This is a genomic window from Cryobacterium zongtaii (assembly GCF_002909375.1).
Lineage (GTDB): Bacteria > Actinomycetota > Actinomycetes > Actinomycetales > Microbacteriaceae > Cryobacterium > Cryobacterium zongtaii.
In genome coordinates this window covers 176,377-193,175 of the sequence record NZ_PPXD01000020.1, presented here as the reverse complement: position 1 = coordinate 193,175, position 16,799 = coordinate 176,377, and the positions used below count along the sequence as shown (strand labels likewise).

At 62.8% G+C, this 16,799-nt stretch carries 15 protein-coding genes; 11 read left to right on the top strand and 4 right to left on the bottom strand.

Features of this window, described 5'->3' with window-relative positions; translation table 11 throughout:
* Nucleotides 1–55: 55 nt before the first annotated feature.
* On the bottom strand, nucleotides 56–622 hold the full coding sequence (locus C3B61_RS13240; protein ID WP_103461117.1) for a dihydrofolate reductase family protein: 567 nt from the start codon (nucleotides 620–622) through the stop codon (nucleotides 56–58).
* Between the two features lie 224 nt (nucleotides 623–846).
* On the opposite strand from C3B61_RS13240, the gene C3B61_RS13235 reads away from it, so the two are divergent.
* Nucleotides 847–1,857 carry a PIN domain-containing protein gene (locus C3B61_RS13235; protein ID WP_103461116.1) on the top strand — a complete coding sequence of 337 codons (1,011 nt, stop codon included), beginning with the start codon at nucleotides 847–849 and terminating at the stop codon, nucleotides 1,855–1,857.
* 160 nt (nucleotides 1,858–2,017) lie between these two features.
* Here C3B61_RS13235 and C3B61_RS13230 read toward each other — a convergent pair whose 3' ends face one another.
* Both C3B61_RS13230 and C3B61_RS13225 read right to left on the bottom strand, forming a co-directional pair.
* Nucleotides 2,018–2,572, bottom strand: a complete 555-nt coding sequence (locus tag C3B61_RS13230; protein WP_103461115.1) for a hypothetical protein — start codon at nucleotides 2,570–2,572, stop codon at nucleotides 2,018–2,020.
* Between the two features lie 684 nt (nucleotides 2,573–3,256).
* Nucleotides 3,257–3,439 (bottom strand): hypothetical protein, encoded by a 183-nt coding sequence (locus tag C3B61_RS13225; RefSeq protein ID WP_103461114.1) that lies wholly within the window; start codon nucleotides 3,437–3,439, stop codon nucleotides 3,257–3,259.
* 90 nt (nucleotides 3,440–3,529) lie between these two features.
* Between C3B61_RS13225 and pdxR the strand changes: the two genes are divergently transcribed.
* The 6 genes from pdxR (at nucleotide 3,530) to C3B61_RS13195 (ending at nucleotide 9,934) form a co-directional block, all read left to right on the top strand.
* A complete protein-coding gene (gene pdxR, locus C3B61_RS13220) occupies nucleotides 3,530–4,951 on the top strand; it encodes a MocR-like pyridoxine biosynthesis transcription factor PdxR (protein WP_103461113.1) in 1,422 nt (473 codons plus the stop codon).
* A gap of 255 nt (nucleotides 4,952–5,206) precedes the next feature.
* Nucleotides 5,207–6,337, top strand: a complete 1,131-nt coding sequence (locus tag C3B61_RS13215) for an MFS transporter (RefSeq protein WP_165791170.1) — start codon at nucleotides 5,207–5,209, stop codon at nucleotides 6,335–6,337.
* A 53-nt stretch (nucleotides 6,338–6,390) separates the two neighbouring features.
* Nucleotides 6,391–6,975, top strand: a complete 585-nt coding sequence (locus C3B61_RS13210) for an NAD-dependent epimerase/dehydratase family protein (protein ID WP_103461111.1) — start codon at nucleotides 6,391–6,393, stop codon at nucleotides 6,973–6,975.
* Between the two features lie 48 nt (nucleotides 6,976–7,023).
* Nucleotides 7,024–7,479, top strand: coding sequence for an alkyl sulfatase C-terminal domain-containing protein (locus C3B61_RS13205; RefSeq protein ID WP_341866776.1), 456 nt, complete (start codon nucleotides 7,024–7,026; stop codon nucleotides 7,477–7,479).
* Nucleotides 7,480–7,566: 87 nt separating this feature from the next.
* The gene (locus tag C3B61_RS19905; RefSeq protein ID WP_208858819.1) at nucleotides 7,567–7,923 is read left to right on the top strand and encodes a three-helix bundle dimerization domain-containing protein; all 357 of its coding nucleotides are present in this window, start codon (nucleotides 7,567–7,569) and stop codon (nucleotides 7,921–7,923) included.
* Nucleotides 7,924–8,791: 868 nt separating this feature from the next.
* Nucleotides 8,792–9,934 (top strand): hypothetical protein, encoded by a 1,143-nt coding sequence (locus C3B61_RS13195; protein WP_103461109.1) that lies wholly within the window; start codon nucleotides 8,792–8,794, stop codon nucleotides 9,932–9,934.
* Nucleotides 9,935–10,143: 209 nt separating this feature from the next.
* Here C3B61_RS13195 and C3B61_RS13190 read toward each other — a convergent pair whose 3' ends face one another.
* Nucleotides 10,144–12,045, bottom strand: a complete 1,902-nt coding sequence (locus C3B61_RS13190) for an ABC transporter ATP-binding protein (protein ID WP_103461108.1) — start codon at nucleotides 12,043–12,045, stop codon at nucleotides 10,144–10,146.
* Between the two features lie 546 nt (nucleotides 12,046–12,591).
* Here C3B61_RS13190 and C3B61_RS13185 point away from each other — a divergent pair.
* From C3B61_RS13185 to C3B61_RS13170, 4 genes are all read left to right on the top strand, one after another.
* Nucleotides 12,592–13,614, top strand: coding sequence for a LacI family DNA-binding transcriptional regulator (locus C3B61_RS13185; RefSeq protein ID WP_103461107.1), 1,023 nt, complete (start codon nucleotides 12,592–12,594; stop codon nucleotides 13,612–13,614).
* 47 nt (nucleotides 13,615–13,661) lie between these two features.
* Nucleotides 13,662–14,921: a sugar ABC transporter substrate-binding protein gene (locus C3B61_RS13180; protein WP_103461106.1), complete on the top strand. Its 1,260-nt coding sequence runs from the start codon at nucleotides 13,662–13,664 to the stop codon at nucleotides 14,919–14,921.
* 87 nt (nucleotides 14,922–15,008) lie between these two features.
* Entirely contained in the window at nucleotides 15,009–15,980 is a 972-nt protein-coding gene (locus C3B61_RS13175) for a carbohydrate ABC transporter permease (protein ID WP_165787903.1), read from the top strand.
* Nucleotides 15,977–16,795, top strand: a complete 819-nt coding sequence (locus C3B61_RS13170) for a carbohydrate ABC transporter permease (protein WP_103461104.1) — start codon at nucleotides 15,977–15,979, stop codon at nucleotides 16,793–16,795. The genes C3B61_RS13175 and C3B61_RS13170 overlap by 4 nt, the downstream gene beginning before the upstream one ends.
* Nucleotides 16,796–16,799: the final 4 nt, after the last annotated feature.

Below are 16,799 nucleotides of genomic sequence, written 5' to 3'. Positions count from 1 at the left end.
AGAGCCTGCTCGAGGGAGAGCGGCTCGGCGCCGACTCGTAGACGTACGAATCGGGTCAAGTCCTTGGCGTTGGTTGATAACGCACGGCGACTGCCCCGGACCGGAACTCATGGCGGTCCACGAGTTTGAGCTGGATGCGCTCACGCAGGCCGGCGAGCAACGTCGGGCCGTGTCCGGCGAGGACCGGCTGCACAAGGAACTCGTACTCGTCAATCAGCCCCAGATCCGCCAAGGCCAGGGGGAGCGTCACGCCACCGACCCACAGGCCCTCGCCTGGCTCCTGCTTGAGCTGCTGAACCGCTTGTGCCAGGTCGCCTCGCACCAGGTCGGCATTCCAATCGACCTCGCTCAGTGTGCTCGACACGACGTACTTCTTCGCCCGGTCGATGGTCTCGGCGAACGGTTTCTGCCACTCTTCAATCCAGTCAGGCCACGTGCCCGTGTCTGGCTTCTGCCAGGCCGATGCCATCATCTCGTAGGTCACCCGGCCGAAGAGCAGGGCATCGGCGCGCTCCAGCTGAGCGGTCCAGTAGCGCATCGACTCCTCGTCCGGGGGGAGTCCTGCCTCGTGGTGGCAGCAGCCGTCGAGCGTGACGTTAATCGAGTATCGGAGTGGTCTCATCTCGTTGCTCTCGTTGATAGTTCCCGGAACTTGCTCTGCCTACGTCGCCTGTCGTCTAGGTAGTTCAGCTCCCACGTCCAACCTGTGGGGCCTGCGGTAGCTGCGGGGGCCACTACAGTGGGGCGGAAGCCTCGCGGGGAATTCTTGCAGATGTGCCACAAAAGGTGCCACATCTCGGAGTGGGATGACTGCGATATCGCCGGACGGCAAGTTTATGGGGGAAAGTGCTAGTCGTTGTCGACGCCAACATCATCATGAAAGACGCAATCCTTCGAGACCGCAAGTGGGAGGTGGCGAAGGACGCGATCGATGCGAACCGTCTGCGTCTCATTCTTCCTGAGATCGCTCGGCTGGAAGCGATCGGCGGGTACCGCCGCGACCACGAAGAGAAGATCCGGCAGGTTAAGAGTCTCATTCGGAAGTCGACCAACCGAGCGAAAGACGCGGCGGTAGCTCTGCTACAGGTTTACGTCGACGAAATCGACGCATATGAGTCGATCCTGGACGCGCGCCTCGCCGAGATCGGGTTCGAGACCCCTGAACCGCCTGACAACACGCATCTCGAGCTGACTGAGCGCGCGGTGAACCGTCAGCCTCCGTTTGACAAGGATGGAGGCGGATACCGAGACACGTTGCTGTGGCTCACTGCTCTCGAACAGCTCGCTGAGCCACCGTTCGACAACCTCACGCTTGTGTCTGATGACGGGATTTTCACGAAAGGGATCCGCGATCTGACCGAAGAACTAAGTCGCGAGACTGGCGCCAAGCTGACGGTGGTGCGGTCTCTTGCCAGTATCGAGTTTCCGGGAGAGTACGAAAGCGGCGACTTTGACCTTTACAGTTTTGACATTGACGATCTCGACTTCGTCAACCTGATTGAGCATCGCCTTCTGGGCAAGGAGATCTCACGATGGAGCCCGCCAGGCCCCGACCACGCTGAAGTCCAACTAGTAGGTCGAGTGGATCTCCTCACGGAGACCGTCGACGTCAAGAAACGCTACGGCTCAGATGTCTACGAAGTCAGTATTGACGCGATCGCCGACATTGACGCCCTGGTTCTTGTGATCAATGACGGCTACGGCGACGAGGTGGACGTGTCACAGATGTCTGCGCGATGGAACCTGCATGTGCGGTGGCGAGGCGAGACCGAGAGCGAGAACGGCAGGACCAAGCTCGTTGACGAGGGCATGGTCGAGGTGCTGGGATTGGAAGAACGAAGGAAATCGGTGCGCTGACGCTGCCCGCTGTGTTTCGTCGGCTTGAGCCCTAACCGGCATAGCTCCGAGATTTTCGGCATGCGGAGAAATGCTAAATACTATGCGCAGGGCCCGTCCTCTAGGCACGCGTTTCGCTGAGGGTCCCCGTTGCAACTCCGGTCTGCGGACCGTTTGAGCGTCATGTCGCGGAACTTCCGGTGACGTGGCGACTAGTTTTGGCCAGCCACAGGTCAAACCCCGGCAAGCGCACGTTTGGCGCCGACTTGGCCGAAGCGTCGCGCCACTCGCGGATTGAGTCCACCGCCATCTCTATGTACTCGATCGCGTATTCATTCCACCGATGATTGTAATCTGCGAGCTCCGCAGGCTCACTCGACGGGCCTAGGTCAGCCAGGGACGGACCCCCGACAGCCTCTCCTAGCGCAAACCTGACACTTTGTCGCAGGTGCTGAAAACGCTGCGGAAGACGATGCCGGGCATCGTCGATTGTGTCGTAGGCCGTAATCACCGGCACCGTCCACTGCTCAGAGTTGCGATCGTTCTGAACATCGCGCAGGAGATCTCGAAGCTTGGTCAGGGAGACAACGATTTCTTCCGCCGTCTCGCGTCGGAACCGGTTGTTCTCTGCCTGGTCGGCGTGGACCACTCCCAGGCGTGCGCTGACGTATGCGCCGGCGCCGGCCGCGAGCGCCGTTGATGCTATCCCGACAAGCCATGACAGGTCCATATCCATTTTTCGAGTATCCACCAATGGTCCGACATCTCAGGGCCCAAACCGGTCACGAAAGGACGGACCTGCGACGGGAAGGGCTCAAGCGGGATCCGGGAAGGTCGCCCAAGGTCAGCCCTGGTGCGAGTCCGAGAAACTAGTCTAGGTCTTCCTATACCGCCCAAAGCAGTTCAAATGGTCATCATTTGGTCATCAAAATCAATTTCAGCCGACCCGAATGGACCGATTACAATTGGCAGCAGTGAACCGCCCGGTTCCCTGTAGAAACAAGGGAATCCGAGGGTTTTCGGAGATTTTTCGGCACCACCCGAGTTGAGGCTAGAACCTTACAGCCGGTCGCCGGTTCGATTTCAATTGCCGCAGCGGCTGGTTCCGTGGCCTTTGCTAACCATCGGCTCATCAGATTCGCTCGCTACAACTCGCGCATTCTGCCTGTCCGAGGGGCGAGTGCAAGTGAGCGTCGGCCGCGTATTCGCGGTGCTGGCCTCGGGCCACCAGCGCTGCACCGGGTCACGCACGAGGCCCCGATGATTCCGGATGAAACGACCAGTGGTACCAGAGCCGCTGACGACTGCGAAAAGTCGCCACGACCAATCAATCGAACGCAGTACGGCCCCACAGCGCGGTGGCGCCGGCCAGAGTCGCCATTGCGATACCAATGACCGCAAACGTCTGGCCGATGAGGCCTCACGGGCTCGACGGCGATGTCGCGAACGTCGTGATCGGGTAGCTCTGCAAAGCGAACAGCGGCGCGAGGACCGGCGCCCGGGTGAAGGTGATCGCGAGGATCAGAGAGCCGAGGTCGTCCTCCTGTTCTGGGTGAGCGAAGACGGCCAACACGATCGGGAATCCGTTGACTATGAGCGCCAAGGAGCAGCTTCAGGATCGACAATGATCGGGTCGTTGTTGGTCATGACTTGACGGTAGGAGACAAGAGGAGCAGGAGTAGAGTCCATTCTCATGGCAAACAAGCAGACCACTTCGAAGTCAGAGACACGGCCCCGGGTAGGTCTGGACCTTCATCTCGAACTCCAGGGCACTGGATTACGCGTGGGACTCAGCGATGCACTTCGCGAAGCCGTGCGTTCCGGGCGCCTTGCCCCCGGAACCCGACTGCCGGGATCCCGCGCGCTGGCAGAGGATCTGGGAGTTGCGCGCAGCACGGTCACCGAATGCTACGCCGCTCTCGTCGAGGAAGGATGGCTCATCGCGCGTCACGGCTCCGGCACACACGTCGCGCAGCGCGCGGCACCGCAACGAACTCCTGAACTCGCCCCGTTCCAATCGGGCCGAAGGCCTCACGGCCTCGAGCCCGGAGCGGCAGAGTACGCGGATTTCCCCCGTGCGCCATGGTTGGCTGCAGCACGCAAAGCGCTCTCCGGAGCTCCCCACACCGCTTTCGGGTATGGCGATTCTCTTGGGCGGATAGAACTGCGGATTGCACTGGCCGACTATCTGTCCCGGGTCCGCGGAGTCCAAGCCGACCCAGCGAATATCGTCATCACCTCCGGATTCCACCACGGCCTTGCGGTGCTGGCGCGAGCGCTCAAGAGTCAGGGGGTCAACACCGTGGCAGTCGAATCGTACGGTCTTGGCATCTATCGGGACCTACTCGAAGACGAGGGCATGGCCATCCCTGCCCTGGAGGTCGACGAGAGCGGAGCGGGGCTCGCTGGTCTGGAGGAGCTGCAGCCGGGAAGCGCCGCGTTGCTGACCCCGGCACACCAGTTCCCAACCGGGCACGCGTTGTCACCAGATCGACGTCACGGGTTCCTGGAGTGGGCGCGACGCACGGGTGGAGTGGTGCTCGAGGATGATTACGATGGCGAGTTCCGCTACGACCGGAAACCCGTCGGCGCCCTCCAAGGACTCGACCCGGATCACGTCGTGTACTTTGGCACCGCAAGTAAGTCGGTAGCCCCCGCGCTCCGACTGGCTTGGGCCGTGATACCCGAGCGCCTACTGCCCGCTGTGACCATCGCAAAGGGCCGCGTGGACACCGTGAGCGTGCTCGATCAGCTCATCTTCACGGAGTTCGTCTCTTCTGGAGGGTTCGACCGGCACGTGCGCAGCCGACGTCACAGCAATCGCTCGCGCCGCGAACAACTAGTAGCAACACTTGCTGAGCAGGCACCCGATGTGCGCGTGCTCGGAATGCCGGCCGGACTGCAGGCCGCGCTGCTATTGCCAGAAGGCACCGAAGCGTTGACGTTTCAGGCGGCGGCGCGGCAGGGTCTCGCCGTCAGCGGACTGTCCCAGTTCCGCCATCCGCAGGTGGCGCGCAAATCCCGATGGAGCGATGGGCTCGTGGTCAATTTCTCCGCCGTCTCAGACAGCTCTTGGCCCAGCGTTCTCCAGACCCTCGCGAGCGTAATGCCCTAAATCCACACGCGCCCGAGCCGCACTTCATCGGCGATGCACCTCGTCAAGTGGTCCGGGATTGCAGGCCTCAAATGGTACTCGTTGTGAGGCCTCTTTCTGCATAAAGTCGAAGACGAGCGGCGACCAATAGGCCCGCAATCACGCATGTGCTTGAAGGAGCCGGACTTGTCTTCACAACGCTCGATCTCTATTGGAACGCGACGACGCACGGCTGTCCCGCCCGCCCTGTCACTGGCCGGAACTGCTGTCGCCTTCATGAGCCTGTACCTAGGCGCCGGCGCGCTGACACCACTCCTGGTCAACTACAAGGACCGTTTCGATTTCGCCCCCGAGATGCTCAATGTCGCCTTCGCCGTCTACGCCGCCGGATTCTTGGTAGCTGTACTGGTATTCGGATCCCTCTCGGACTTCGTCGGGCGGCGGCCCGTACTGATCGCCGGTCTCATTGTGCAACTGGGATCCAACGTGCTGTTCCTGACAGCCACGGACGTGAACGCCGTGATCGCCGGGCGCATCGTCCAGGGCCTCGCAAGCGGAGCGGCGACCGCGGCCTTCACCGCAGCCATGGTGGAGCTCTCGCCGGAACGAAACAAACGACTCGGTGCCATTCTCGGCAGTATCAGCCTCACGGGCGGCTTGGCGCTGGGCTCGGTGCTGGCAGGATTTACCATCGAGCTCACCCCCGCGGCGAACACCGTCATCTTCGCGGTCCTGATCGTCCTCACGGTGCTGGGAGTTGTTGTCGCAATCCTCTCCCCGGAGACCGGCCGGCAGAACCCGGGGGCACTGCGATCACTGATACCCCGGATCGCCGTGCCCTCAGCAGCTCGGACCGAGTTCCTCGCCGCCGCCCCGGTCGTCGCGGCAGTGTGGATGCTCGCGGGGCTCTCCGGTGGCCTCGCCCCCAACATGGTGCGCAGCGTCTTCGGCATCGACAGCCCCTCGCTCGGGGGCATCGCCGGGTTCATCGCCCCCGCAGTGTCCACCGTCATCGGAGTGGTGTTCGCGAAGGTCGCCTCCCGACACGCCATGGTCATCGGAATTTACGCGTCCCTCCTCGGCGCTGCAGCCATCATCGGAGGAGTCTTTGCAGGCAGTCTCGGACTAATGCTCATCGGCCAGGCCATCGCCGGCATCGGATTCGGGTCCTCCTTCACCGCAGCACTCCAGCTACTCATCCCGCTGGTCCTCCCTCAGCAGCGTGCCGGAATCGTCGCAGCCGTCTACATCGTGGCCTACACCGCGTTCGGCCTGCCAATTGTCATCGAAGGCCAGATCGCTGGACCCCTCGGAGAGATCCCGGCGGTGGTCTGCTACACCAGCCTCACCATCCTTCTGGCCCTCATTAGCCTCATCGCCCAGGCGCGCATCGCGCGTCGCGCGTGAGCCCCGGCATCTCGCCGGATCAACAAACCAACACACAAAAGAAAGGCACAACCATGTCTAGAATTTTCCTCGCCGGCGCTTCCGGAGTCATCGGCCAGCGACTCATCCCGCTCCTCGTCGATGCCGGCCACACGGTAGCGGGCATGACGCGATCTGTGACGAAGGCGGATCGGATCGCGGAGCTCGGCGCTCAGCCCGTCGTGGTCGACGTCTTCGAGCGCGACGCGCTGATCGCCGCCGTAGTCGAGTTCGGCCCCGACATCATCCTCAACCAGCTCACCGATCTGCCCGACGATGTAAATAAGATCGCGGAGCATGGCGACCTGAACGCCCGCATCCGCACGGAGGGCAACCAGAACATCATCGATGCGGCCCGCGCCGCAGGTAACCCGAGAATCTTCGCCCAATCTGTCGCGTGGGAGCTCCCGGCCGGCCCCGACGCGGTCGCGGTGAAGCAGCTAGAGACCTCTGTCCTGGCTGAGGGTGGTGTCGTGCTCAGCTACGGGCAGTTCCACGGACCCGACACCTACAACCCGGACGCCGTTCCGGCGGAACCCCGCGTACAGATCGATCGCGCCGCAAAGCGCACCGTCGACCTGCTGGCGTCGGCGTCGGGAATCGTCACTATCACCGACTGACGTGGAGCAAGGGCCGGGCCGCGCCTCCCAAGGTTTGCGGTCCGGCCCATTTCCACGTCCAGTCGGCCCTGCCCAGGTCCGAATCGCCGATATCTACCTCGCCCATGCGTCGGGCGCCAGATCAACGCCCCCGACCAGATCGCCGCGATGCCCGGCTCAGCACTCATTGAGAGCCTCCGCTTCCGCATTGACCCCGAGAGGGCCGGAACCGCGACGGTGACCGCGTGTATTCATGTCAGCGACACCAATGAGGACATCGGGCTGATCATCCGTAACGCAGTGCTCGAAGTGACGACTGCGATCCCCAACAATGCGTACTTCGTGCTCGAGGTCCCCAATCAAGCGGTCGCCGGCATGATCTTCCTCGACACTCTCGGCGTGCTCCGGAAGACGCTCGAGAGCGGCGCGGCGTCCTTCCGGGCCGGCGATTTGGATGACGCAGCTGCGTTCTTTGCCTACTTCGAGCCACTCAGCGACCAGCGCATCACCCTCGCCGACAGGTGAACCGTGGCTACCACCTCATCGTCGCGATGACTGAAAGTTCACCTTCAGGCGGTTGCCGCGAGCGCACCCGCGCTGAAGAATGTCCTCATGAGCGAGCTAGACGAAACTCAGGCCATCGACCAGGTGATCGACCGGCTCTCGCAACGGTTTCCGAGCTTGGAGCGTGAACACATCGCGGACGTCGTCCAAGATGAGCACGAGCATTTGGCGGAGGGTTCGGTCCGTGACTTCGTTCCCGTCCTCGTCGAAAAGGCAGCGAAGCGAAGGCTGAAGCAAGAAGCCAAAGAAACCCGCACGATGGTCGAACAGCCGGAAGCGCTGGCTCCGCTACCCGAGGGTGACCCAGACCCGGACCCGATGGAAGTCGAGCGCGCAAGCCGCGAGGGCCAAGGTAGCCACTTGTTCGGCGGTCTTCTCCGTAGCTCCGGCGACAACGAACGCTGAGGAATTCCAGCTGGAATTCACCGGTGCAGGCTTACGCTGCACGCGTGACGTTGATGGAGTTTCGAAATGATCTCATCTCATTGCTCCCCTCTGATGTGCACCCCGCGTTCGTCAGACCGTTCTCATGCGATTGCCGGGGCCGTTTCTGATCGACGCACTAAATCGCGCCCAGTGGATAGCGCCGTCCGTGATGCGAACCAGACCGCGGACCAAGCGCACGACCGATCGCCATCACCGACCATGCTCGATCGCCTGCGGCGGCATGTGGGGGAGAGGTTGGGAGGGCTCGTGGTGCCGCTCCAGCGAGTTCACATGGTCATCATCTACTCATCTAATTCATCTCTATTTGACCCAAAACGATGACCTACAATTGGAGGCAGTGAACCGCCCGGTTCCCTGTAAACACAAGGGAATCCGAGGGTTTTCGGAGACATTCGGCAACGACTAAATTAAGGCCAGAACCTTCAGGGGGTCGCCGAGTCAAATCGCTTCGGCCCTGACTAGTAACTTGGCGCAGGGGAGTCGCTCTCTTCCTGACCGGCCCGGAGAATCGATACATCACCGGGATGAGACTCGATGTCGCGGGCGGGGCCTGCGAATGGGTCGTTCGGGAGGCGTTCGGTCAACACCATGCACCGAGCGCGCTCATAGAGTCATAGTGTTTGGCGCACGGCCCAGCTTGTCGAGATCGAAGCCCTGGCGGCCGTGATCGACTGAAGTCATCCCAACGGGCACCTCCTCTCCCCAGCCGGAAGTGGGAGCAAGCTAAGGGCATAGGGAACGTCCTCACCGGGAGCATGGCCACGTTAGGGTCGAGCTGTAGTCGTGATACTCGGCGCTTGGGGGAAAGATGCACTTACGGAACGCGATGATCGACGCCGACGGCAACGTCTACGGCCAGGGTCGGATCACCTTTCCACCCAGCCCCTCCAGGTTATTCCGCACCCCGTCATTCAGGACCCCGGAGGCAGATCTGGTCCAGGTGACGATAACCTCCAGCCGATCGCTTTCGTTCACATCGTCTCGCGCGATTCGCGACCCAGTCACCGGCTATCTCACCCCCGACATAACGGGGCCTCGAATTTTCATCCCGCAGGGCCTCGGGTCTCTTCTGATCACGGCGTTAGCACAGAGCTATCCGGCCAATCCGATCACCTTCGCGCTCGATGCCGCCGGGCAACTATCCACCGTGTCAGAGGCCAATCGAGTCCGCCAAGGCCTTTCGGACTGGCGAGGATCGGTGACCTACGCAGAGGGCGCCTTGACGCTTCACGTATCCGCCGCGCTGCGTTCCCTGCCCCCGATCTACAGCTTCGACGAACTCGAAGACCCGTGGCCAGTGGATGACAAGGTGCCCGGTCGTGTCGACGTTGAATTCGAAATGGACGCCATCACATCCGTTGCCCGGTTCGGCGGCTACTGGAAAGCACTCTCACAAGAACGCGAGCGAGAACCGTCCTCTGTCGTGCGGACGTCCGTCGATGCTATGAGACTGGAGTCGGCACCCTTCGGATTCCACCAAAGAATCTACGGCCTGACCAAGGACGACCTGTATGTCGGCATTTATGAAGTTGCCGATCTTTGGAACTCGCTGTCCCTCAGCGCCCCCAGTGCTGAGCCCCGGTTCGCTAGCGGTTTGATAGTTGGATACAACCACCCCTTCCCCCGAATCACTTTCGAAGGAGTTAATCTCGACGTCGTTGTGGGAAGCATGTGGGCGACGCGAAACTTCGGCCTGACTTTAACTAGTGGGAGGATCGGCTACATCGAGTGGTCCGGCGGCGGCTCAGACGGGCCCGGGAGCACAAGCAAGCTTCTCGAAGCCAGCTTGAATTTCGAGCTCACGATGGACGGACTCGTGTTGAGCTACTCAGCGTTACCGGAATCGTCTGCGCGCGGAGCACTAATTGGCGAAATCACGATTCCCTGGGAGGTGCTGACTATCCGCTCACCCTTGTTCGTAAGACACCGAGAAAAGCTGTTGGCAGGCAAGCCACAATTCGGTTCGTAATGGGCGAATGGCTTCCACTGCGTAGCGCCGAACATTCGGGCACGCAAGTACTCATTTACGCAAGCCGTAGCGACGGCTGAGCGACAGACATGTTCGTTGGCAAGATCGAGTAGCTTCTGGACGCTTATACGGGCGTGCGTTCGACGCGGCATTCTCCAATTCGCCCAACGCCGCTAACACCCTCGGGGCAGGGGCGCCGAGCTCAGCGACTAGGTCCGGCTCAGCGCTTCCTCATCGGCGGCAACATTCTTCTGCACGGCGAACTGGGTCCGGTGCAATTCCTCGTACCGCCCACCCATAGCCAGCAGTTCCTCGTGGGTACCGCGCTCCACGATCGAGCCGTCCTCAACCACGAGGATCAGGTCCGCGCTGCGGATGGTGGAGAGGCGGTGCGCGATCACCATCGCCGTCCGTCCCTCAAGCGCCTCGCTGAGCGCCGCCTGCACGGCGGCCTCAGACGTCGAGTCCAGCGCCGCTGTCGCCTCGTCGAGGATGACGACGCGCGGCTGGGCGAGCAGGAGCCTCGCGATGGTCATCCGCTGGCGCTCACCTCCGGACAGCCGGTAGCCCCGCTCTCCGACCATGGTGTCCAGCTGGTCCGGCAGGGACCGGATGAGCGGCTCCAGCCGCGCACGGCGGACGGCGTCCCACACCTCGTCGTCGGACGCCTCCGGCCTCGCGAGGCGCAGATTGGAGAGGATGGTCTCGTGGAACAGGTGGCCGTCCTGCGTCACCATGCCCAGGCTGTGCCGCATGGAGGCGAAGGTGACATCGCGGACATCCGTCCCGGCGAGGCGTACGGCGCCGCTGTCGACGTCATACAGGCGCGAGAGGAGCTGCGCAATCGTGGACTTGCCGGCACCGGACGTACCAACGAGGGCAACGGTCTGCCCCGGCTCGATCCTGAAGGACACGCCGTGCAGCACCTCCTCGCCGCCGCGGGTGTCCAGCGTGGCAACCTCCTCGAGAGAGGCGAGGGACACTTTGTCCGCGGACGGGTAGGCGAAGTGGACGTTGTCGAACTCGACGGACACCGGGCCTTCGGCGACGGCCACGGCGTCGGGCTTCTCCTTGATGAGCGGGTCGAGGTCCAGCACCTCGAAGACACGCTCGAAGCTGACCACCGCGCTCATGATCTCCACCCTTGCGTTTGCGAGGCTGGTGAGCGGCGCGTAGAGGCGGGTGAGGAGGAGCGCCAGGGTGACCACGTCACCGGTATTCAGCTGGCCGGCCAGTGCGAGGGAGCCGCCGAGCCCGTACACGAGCGCGAGGGCGAGAGCGGAGACGAGCATCAGTGCGGTGAAGAAGACGAACTGCAGCATCGCGGTCCGGACCCCGATGTCGCGGACGCGGGCGGCGCGGACGCGGAACTCCTCGGCCTCTTCGTCGGGCCGGCCGAACAGCTTGACGAGGGTGGCGCCGGGCGCCGAGAAGCGCTCGGTCATCTGCGTGCTCATGGCGGAATTGTGATCGGCGGCCTCGCGGCGCAGCGCGGCGAGGCGGCTGCCCATGCGGCGTGCGGGTACCAGGAAGATGGGGAGCATGATCACGGCGAGAACCGTCACGAGCCAGGACGTGCTGAGCATGACGATAAGGGTGAGGACCAGCGCCACGAGGTTCGTGACCACGCCGGACAGTGTGCCGCTGAAGGCCTGCTGAGCGCCGATCACATCGTTGTTGAGGCGGCTCACGAGGGCGCCCGTCCGCGTGCGGGTGAAGAACGCGATCGGCATCTTCTGCACGTGGTTGAAGACGGCGGTGCGGAGGTCGAGGATCACGCCTTCGCCGATCCGCGCCGAGTACCAGCGCGTCACGAGTGACACGGCGGCGTCGGCCACGGCCACGAGGGCGATGACGACGGCGAGCCAAACGATCGTGCTGACCGCACCCTGGGCGACGATGACGTCGACCACCTGGCCGGCGAGTACCGGCGTCGCGACCGCGAGGAAAGCTCCCACGGTGGAGAGGGTGATGAAGATCAGCAGCTTGGACCGGTAGGGGACCGCGAACGTCAGGATCCGCCGAACGGACTCACGGGAGAAGCCGTGCTTGCCGTCCCTGGCGGTAGAAATCTTGTACAGCGAGCTCCAGGCCGCGCCTTCCATGCTCATTGAGGTTCCTTCCGTGGGCAACAGTCCAGCTTAGATGGCGGCTTGCCCGAGCTCGGGTTCTCCCCAGCGGCGAAGGTTTTGCTGAGGGCGACGATCGCTGGCTTCGTTTCAGAGGTAATGGGCCAACTGCTCGGTTCATGCTCAAGCGATGTCTCGACAACAACATGCAGCCGCCTCTCGTTGATTTCTCAGTGCAGTCTTAGGCACCCACTGTCCGGGGGCGAGTCCTAGCCGTCGGAGGAGTGGTTAGCCGGCAGGTCGCCGTCCGGGGTGACTGCAGCATGTAGTCACCAAAACGCCGCCAAGAATTGGTCGCAGTTCTCGCGCACCACGCTGGCGTTGGCATGCTGCAGCATGAGGAGGTCATTGTGGCCGAAGTCGGCGGGCAAGCGCTCTCCGAAGTCTTGGCCACGTAGCTGGTCGCAAAGCGGCGTATACGACGCCGAGCTCTCCGATTGAAAATATTTGTTGCGAGACCTTGGTCATTTTGATACTGTCGAACCGGTTCGAGTCGAACCGGTTCGAAACAACGTCAATGGAGACCTCATGGCAACAATCGGAGACGTGGCACGTGTTGCGGGTGTGTCACGGAGCACCGCGTCCTACGCGCTATCCGGCAAACGATCTATTTCCGCGGAGGTGCGTGAAAAGGTCGAGCAGGCCGTGCGCAGTCTGGACTACACGCCGAATGCTGGAGCGCGAGCGTTGGCGACCTCGCACACCAAGGTGATCGGTCTGCTGGCTCGTTTCCTCGAAGACGAGTTCGCACCTGCGATGCTGCAGTACATTCTTGGAGTCACCAATCGTGCGCGTGAGTGCGGGTACGACACACTTCTACTCACGGACGAGGATGGCGTCTCAGCGCTCAGGCGCATCTCAGATTCACGGATGGTCGACGGCTTCATTCTGCTGAACGTCGCCGAGAACGACGACCGCCTCGGTATTCTTCGCGATGCCGCTCAGCCGGGTGCCCTGGTCGGACTGCCGGGTGACGCCAGCGGCATCGACGTGTTTGACCTCGACTTCGCGGCCGCGGGGCGCTTGATGGTGGAGACGCTGCACGAACTGGGACACCGGAGCCTCATTCTGGTCTCACAGCCCGAGCATGTGCTCGAGCGAGGGGGCGCCTACGTGTCTCGGCTGGCAAATTCTGCGCAGGATCGGGCGGCGGAACTCGGTGTGGAACTCCACCATCATTTCGCCCCTTCCAGCCAGCCGCAGATCGGATCCGAGCTCGCCCGACTTCTCGATGCTCACCCCAGCGCGACCGGCCTGCTGCTAAACAACGAGGCCGCGGCCGCGGCGCTGCCGAGCGTGCTGCATTCCCGGGGATTGTCGGCCCCGGCAGACATCTCTGTTATCGGCCGCTATTCCGACGACTTCGCCCGCACCTTCTCGCTTCCCTATACGGCGATCGACAGTGCCGCCGACGAACTCGGTCGGCGGGCTGTCGAGCGCCTCGTCTCTCGCATCGAAAGCAACGCCGATGCGCTAGCACCGATCGTCGATCTGATCACACCCCGCATCGACGACCGCGGCAGTACCGCCGTGCCGCCGACCCGTCACTGACCAACACCAAGAGATCCGGTATCCCGGACACGTTCAAGGAGGAACACATGTTGAGCACCGCGTTTCGAAAGCCCATAGCCATCGCCGTCACCGCCATCGCGCTCGGAGCCCTCGCGGGCTGCTCGGGTGCGGGGGATGCCACGCTGAGTGACGCGGCTGGGGGCACCTACACCTGGTGGGATCCGTATCCCCAGCATGAGGAGGGCTCAGACTGGGCTAATCGTGTGCAGACCTGCGGCACGGATGCCGGAGTCACCATCCAGCGCACCGCCTACGACACGACGTCGTTGACGAATCAGGCGCTGCTCGCCGCGCAGGAAGGCACTTCTCCCGATGTGATTCTGCTCGACAACCCCGCAGTATCCACGCTCGCCGACACGGGGATGCTGACCACCACCGACGAGCTCGGCCTGGACACATCGGCCGTCGATGGCAACCTGCTGGCCGCGGGGGAGCTCGACAGCGAGGACTACGGAGTGCCGGTTGGCGCCAACACGCTCGCCTTGTATTACAACGCCGATATTCTGACGGCTGCCGGAATCGATCCCGCCGGCATCACGAGCTGGGCGTCGCTGACTGATGCACTCGCCAAGGTCACGGAAGCTGGCAACAAGGGCATCACGTTCGCGGGCATCAACACCGAAGAGGGGTCCTTCCAGTTCCTGCCGTGGTTCTGGGGCTCCGGCGCAGAACTCAGTAAGCTCGATTCCCCGGAGGCTGTCAGCGCTTTGACGCTGTGGACGGACTGGGTCGACAAGGGCTACGCACCGCAGTCGGTGATCGGCAACTCGCAGAATACCAGCTGGGAGGAGTTCATCACCGGCAACTTCGCCTTTGCCGAGAACGGCACCTGGCAGGTCAACAGCGCCGCCGAGCAGCCCTTCACCACCGGTGTGATCGAACTGCCCGCCGTCGATTCTGGGGTGGCCCCTGCCCCGACTGGAGGCGAGTTCATCACCACTCCGGTGCAGAAGGACACGGCACGCTACGAGACCACGAAGAAGATCGTTGACTGCATGACGACTCCGGAGGGTTTTGTTGAGACGGCCAACACGTTCGCCTACTACATCCCGCCGACCAGCGATGGTCAGGACCAGCTGCTCGAAGAGCACCCGGAGCTTGACACCTGGGTTTCAGCCGTCAAGGCTGCCAAGGGCCGCACCAGCGACAACCTGGGAACCGACTACCCGCTGATCTCCGAGCAGCTGTGGACCGCGGTTCAGAGCGCCCTCTCGGGTGCCTCCTCGCCCCAGGATGCGCTGGCCGCCGCCCAAAAGGCCGCCGTTTCGGCGACCGACGGCGACTAGCACCCCAAGGTGCCGGGGCGGGCGCAGCGCCCGCCCCGGCTTCTGATCCTTGGGCGCCTGGCGCCCGGCACCCCTAACGAAGGAATCATGATGACAATCTCCGCGGCGCCGGCTGCAGTGCTGGCACCCGAGCCCACGCCGGGCGCCCCTCGCCCCAGGCGTCCACAGGGCAGCGGGGTAAGCGGCTCTCGATGGGTCGCGGTCGCATTCGCGGCACCCCTGCTGGTCTACCTGCTCATTTTCTACGCGTATCCGTTGATCCGCAGCATCGACCTCAGCATCCACGACTACGACGTGCGCGCCTTTGTTCAGGGAAACGCCGACTTCGTCGGGCTGAAGAACTACATCGACGTTTTCTCATCGCCCCTGTTCGGGCAGGCAGCCTGGAACACTGTCGTCTTCGTGTTCGGCTCGCTGATCTTCCAGTACGCGCTCGGACTGGCGCTGGCGGTTTTCTTTCGCGGCAGCTTCCGCCTGAACGGCATTCTTCGGGCGCTGTTTCTCGTGCCGTGGCTCCTGCCCCTGATCGTCTCGGGATCCGCTTGGGCCTGGATGCTCAACAGCGACAACGGGATTGTCAATGCGTTTCTTCAGACGTTCGGTATCGGACAGATCAACTGGCTGACGTCGCCTGACACGTCATTGCTCGCCGTGGTGATCGCGAACATCTGGCTAGGCGTTCCCTTCAACCTCGTCATTCTCTACTCCGGCCTGCAGAACATCTCTGCCGATCTGTATGAGGCAGCAGCGTTGGACGGCGCCGGACCGTGGCGTCAGTTCTGGAGCATCACCTTCCCCCTCCTTCGCCCGGTGTCGGCGATCACGCTGCTCTTGGGTCTCGTCTACACCCTGAAGGTGGTTGACATCATCTGGATCATGACCGGCGGTGGCCCGGCGAACTCCACCACCACACTGGCGATCTGGTCGTACCGTGAAGCCTTCGGAACGGGCCAGCCCGATCTCTCACCCGCTGCCGCCGTCGGCAATATCCTCATCGTTATCGCGCTGGTCTTCGGGTTCGTCTACCTGAGAATGCAGCGACGTCAGGAGAACTCATGACCGCCCGCCGGCCCTGGTGGAAGACGGCTCTCGGCGTCCTCTTCACCGCTCTGATGCTGTTCCCGGTCTATTGGATGGTCAACGTATCGTTCACCAAGACGGCGGACCTGCGGCTGAGCCCACCCCATCTCTTTCCCCTCGATCCGACCCTCGACGGCTACATCGAGGTGCTGCGGCAGCAACTGCCGAACCTCGGTACCAGCTTGCTCATTGGGTTGGGTTCTGTCGTCTTGACCGTGGTCATCGCGGCTCCGGCCGCATATGCGATCTCGCTGTTGAACCTGCGTGGCGGCCGCACCCTCAACTTCGTGCTGCTGGTGGCGCAAATGATCCCTGGTGTGGTTATGGCAATGGGCTTCTACGCCATCTACGTGCGGCTGGGCCTACTTAACAGCGTGTGGGGACTGATCCTCGCCGACTCGACCGTCGCGGTTCCGTTCGGCGTGCTGCTGTTCACCGCCTTTATGAGCGGTCTGCCTCGCGAGCTGCTCCAGGCGGCGCGAATGGACGGTGCCAATGCGTGGCGCACCTTCACCGCCGTGGTGATGCCGTTGAGCCGCAACTCCGCGATCACGGTTGCGCTGTTCGCGTTCCTCTGGGCATGGTCGGACTTCGTCTTCGCCTCGACCCTGGCCCGCAACTCGGCGTTGAAGCCGGTCACCCTCGGTATCTACTCGTACATCGGCAACAACACCACCCAATGGAACGCCATCATGGCCACCGCCGTCGTGGCCTCCATCCCGGCCGCGATCCTGCTCATCGTCGCCCAACGCTACGTAGCCGCCGGCGTCACCGCCGGCGCAGTGAAGGATTGACCCC